General features: G+C 40.9%; 5 protein-coding genes and 1 pseudogene. 1 reads left to right on the top strand and 5 read right to left on the bottom strand.

What is annotated here, in order from left to right:
* A pseudogene (locus Q0296_RS05060) lies at positions 1–288 on the top strand (hypothetical protein); the annotation flags it as partial.
* Here Q0296_RS05060 and recO read toward each other — a convergent pair.
* The 5 genes from recO to Q0296_RS05035 form a co-directional block, all read right to left on the bottom strand.
* Positions 285–899: a recombination protein RecO gene (gene recO / locus Q0296_RS05055; protein ID WP_012001347.1), complete on the bottom strand. Its 615-nt coding sequence runs from the start codon at positions 897–899 to the stop codon at positions 285–287. The pseudogene Q0296_RS05060 and the gene recO overlap by 4 nt on opposite strands.
* Positions 900–1823 (bottom strand): tRNA-dihydrouridine synthase, encoded by a 924-nt coding sequence (locus tag Q0296_RS05050; protein ID WP_298037408.1) that lies wholly within the window; start codon positions 1821–1823, stop codon positions 900–902. It lies immediately after the preceding gene.
* Positions 1820–2818 carry a LapA family protein gene (locus tag Q0296_RS05045; RefSeq protein WP_298037406.1) on the bottom strand — a complete coding sequence of 333 codons (999 nt, stop codon included), beginning with the start codon at positions 2816–2818 and terminating at the stop codon, positions 1820–1822. Before Q0296_RS05045 ends, Q0296_RS05050 begins: the two co-directional genes overlap by 4 nt.
* Before the next feature lie 9 nt (positions 2819–2827).
* Positions 2828–3184: an RNA polymerase-binding protein DksA gene (gene dksA, locus Q0296_RS05040; RefSeq protein ID WP_298037403.1), complete on the bottom strand. Its 357-nt coding sequence runs from the start codon at positions 3182–3184 to the stop codon at positions 2828–2830.
* Between the two features lie 11 nt (positions 3185–3195).
* Positions 3196–3543, bottom strand: a 348-nt coding sequence (locus tag Q0296_RS05035) for a 23S rRNA (pseudouridine(1915)-N(3))-methyltransferase RlmH (RefSeq protein WP_298037402.1), incomplete at its 5' end; no start/stop codon positions are given.

Raw genomic sequence — 3543 nt, 5'->3', positions numbered from 1 at the left:
GAGCAAGGTCTTGCACTGCAAGGTGGCACAACAAGGATAACTGACGAGGCTCTTAATGTATATAGAGACACACTCATACTTACAAAACAAGATAGAAGCGAGATAGGCATACCAAAGGCTTATTATGATGAGATACTATCTGGTAAAAAAGATCTAAAAGATATACTAGCCAGGATTTTAAAGCTTAGAAATTTAGAGCTTAAAAAAGATCAAACGCTTGAGGGGCTAGCAAGCAAGATAATGGATGTTTTAAAAGAATTTGATGAGAGGACGAAGGTAAAAGCCTAAAGTCCGTCAAGTAAAATTTTATAAAGGCGGTTTATCTCATCGTCATTTAGCTCGATCGTGCTTTTTGTATCAAATAAATTTTTGATCTTGCTAGCGTCAAATTCGCTCCTATCAAGGCAGTGCTTGTGAGAGGGCAAAAAGCCACGAGTTAGGCATAGCTCGCTTTCTATCTCCTCGTCGCAGATAAAGCACTCAAGCTCGCTGTGAAGCCTGCCTTCAAACTCTAAAATTTTGACGTAGCTTTCGATGATAAGGCGTTTTGGATTTTGCAGCTGCATCTGTTTGGCACAGCGATCAAGCTCGTTAAAGTAAATTTCATCGAGCTGCTCGACCTCTTTTAGATGATCATAAAGTAGGCGCATAAACTGCTGCCAAATGATGAGTTTGTCACGCTCTAGCAGCCATTTAAAGCCAAGATGAAGTATGCTTCTAAGCTTTGGTAGAAATTTCGCCTCTTGCTCGAGCTCAAAGTCGATCTTGTAGCCAGTCATGATGTTTGAGTGGCGAGCGCCAAAAAATCTATACGACTTTACGAGCAAATTTGGCGTTAGCACAAAGACTAAAAGGTCCTCGTCTCTGACCTTTTGCACGCGCAGGATGTAGCCTTGCATCTAGGCAAAAAACTCCCTTATGCGCTCTCTCATCGCTGCCATATCTTTGATGAAATTTACATCGTTTCTAAAGGTTGTTGCGCCATCTATGCCCTTGCTGTATTGGTGGAGGTGCTTTCTAAATATGCAAAGTCCGTGCTCGCCGTAGTGCTCGATCATAGCGTCAAAGTGGGCTAGTATGATCTTTTGTTTTAGCGCCTTATCCACGCTAGTTTTGGTCTTTATCTCGTGAAATATCCAAGGGCTACCGATGCTTGCTCTGCCGATCATTAGGGCGTCGCATTTTGTGAAATTTAAAATTTCATCTGCATTTTGTGCGTTTATATCGCCATTTGCAACGACTGGGATTTTCACGCTTGCCTTTACTCTAGCGATCGCTTCGTAATCAACCTTTGCGCTGTATCCGCCAGCTCTGGTGCGCCCGTGCACTGCGATATAGTCTGCGCCAGCTTCTTCGCAGGCTTTTGCGATTTTCTCTTCGTTTTTGCCGTTAAAGCCAAGTCTAAATTTAACGCTTAGGCTCTCTTTGTTTGAGACGCTTTTTATGGCTGAGATGATGCTTTGAAGTTTGTCAAGATCGTTTAGTAAAGCCGATCCCGCGCCTTGTCTAACGACCTTTGGCACAGGGCAGCCGCAGTTTAGATCGAGCCCGTAAATCCCATCAAATTTATTGATTATCAGCACGGCTTTTTTTAAATTTTCTATATCACTGCCAGCTATCTGGACGACGTAGGGCTCTTCGTTTGGGGATTTTTTAAGCATTTCAAGAGTTTTGTCACTGCTCTCATAGACCAGGGCATTTGCACTGATCATCTCGCTAACAGTGACGTCGCAGCCAAATTTCTTGACGACGCTTCGTAACGGCAGGTCAGAAAAACCAGCAAGTGGCGCTAAGAAAAGTGGCTTTTTACTAAAGTCTATCATTTAAAAAATAGCGAGCTAGGCACCATTTTGCCGTTATCTCGTAAAAATAGTAAAACCTTTATCTCTTTAAACTCATCTGGGTCGCTACCCTCGATAGCTTCTCTTACTTTATCAAGCATCTGAAGCTCAAATAGCGCATATACGTAGGCCTCATCAGCGTCAGCATGGATGCTTTTTAGCTTCTCAAAAATGCCGATAAACGCATCTGGTTTTAGTTTATTTTTAAGCATTATGGCTGCTTTGTCGTATTGTGCTTTTGTCACTTTTGCGTTGTTTAAAAGACCAAAAATTTCATCGCTACTTAGGTCGATCTCATCATTTACAAAACGCGTGATAATGGTCATTATATCTTCGCTTGCTAGCTCTGGATCAATTTTTTTGATCTCGCTAAATGAAGCTGTTTTTATGAGCTTGTTAAAGGCCGCTTTTTTAAGGCTCTCATTTTGTTCTTGGTTTTTAAGCACGTCAAGATAGTAAGTAGGCAACTGCTCGATCTTGTTTAGCTCGTTTAGGATGTTTAGCTTGCTATCTTTTGCTAGTCTAAATTTCTTTAGATCGACGATCTCTTTGTTTTTTATGCTTTTTATGGTTTGTAAGATATTGTTTATCTCGCCGTCATCAACACCAACATCTTTAAGCTCGCCTACTGGTGAGATAGAGCGTGTGAGCTGTGAGGCGATCTTGTAAGTATCGGTTTTGAAGTCTTTGTTGCTCTCAAAGCCAAGAAGCGTCTCTTTTGCAAGGTCTTTGTAGAGTTGGCTATCTTTTTTTATCCATTTTTTATATCTATAAAAGGCGTATCCGTGATATGCGATGTGAAGTAGGGCAAGGAGCGCCAAAATGGCCACTGGAAGTGCCACCCAGACAGCTACTGGCAAGGTTATGGCTTGACCTAAGAGCTCAAAGGTGAAGTCTGAACTATTAAGAGAATAGGTAAGTCCTGCAACAACTGCTGTGTAGATGATGCAGTAGACGAGAAATTTTCTGGTTTTCATATTTTCTCCTTAGTTTTTTGCTGTTTTTTCTATTATCTCACGACAAGCTATGCAGTATTTTGCATGCGGTTTTACTTTTAGGCGAGGTATGCTGATGTCCTCCTCGCACATGTCGCAAATTCCATAGGTTTTATTTGCGATCTTTTCAAGTGCCTCGTCGATCTCGTAAAGCTCGGCTTTTTGTTGAGCGGAGATCGATTGTTCGATTAGCTGATCGGTGTTGATCGAAGCTATGTCAAATTCGTCGCTCACGCCGCTATCTCTTAGGCCACTTACTTCAACTGATGAGTCATAGATATTTTTTTTGATTTGTAATTTTCGCTCTTCAAGTAGTTTTTTGAAAAAATTTAGCTCGCTTTGAGTCATTTTATATTCCTTTATTTGTGATATGGGTGGTTTGCATTGATACAAAGCCCTCTAAAAATTTGCTCAAAAAGTACGAGCTTGGCGACTTTGTGTGCCATAGTCATCTTGCTTAAGCTTACGACTTTTTGTGCCTTGTTTTTTAAATTTTGGCTAAGCCCATAAGCTCCACCTATGAAAAAATTGATCTGTGAATTTGATTTTAAAATTTGAGCAAATTCTTGGCTATCAAGCTGTGAGCCGTTCTCATCTAGCATGACACAATAGCCTTTTAAATTTGGCTCGTAAATTTCATCATAAGCCCTTAGCGCATCGCTTCTGCCACTGCTTTGAGCTTTTGCTATCTTTTCATTAAATATGAT

This window comes from uncultured Campylobacter sp., from assembly GCF_937890585.1.
Classification (GTDB): Bacteria; Campylobacterota; Campylobacteria; order Campylobacterales; family Campylobacteraceae; genus Campylobacter_A.
This window is presented reverse-complemented; position numbering and strand designations above follow the sequence as displayed.

Excerpts from the sequence above, each read along its gene's own strand:
- recO (WP_012001347.1), bottom strand. The coding sequence starts at position 899 with ATGCAAGGCTACATCCTGCGCGTGCAAAAGGTCAGAGACGAGGACCTT.
- Q0296_RS05050 (WP_298037408.1), bottom strand. The coding sequence starts at position 1,823 with ATGATAGACTTTAGTAAAAAGCCACTTTTCTTAGCGCCACTTGCTGGT.
- Q0296_RS05045 (WP_298037406.1), bottom strand. The coding sequence starts at position 2,818 with ATGAAAACCAGAAAATTTCTCGTCTACTGCATCATCTACACAGCAGTT.
- dksA (WP_298037403.1), bottom strand. The coding sequence starts at position 3,184 with ATGACTCAAAGCGAGCTAAATTTTTTCAAAAAACTACTTGAAGAGCGA.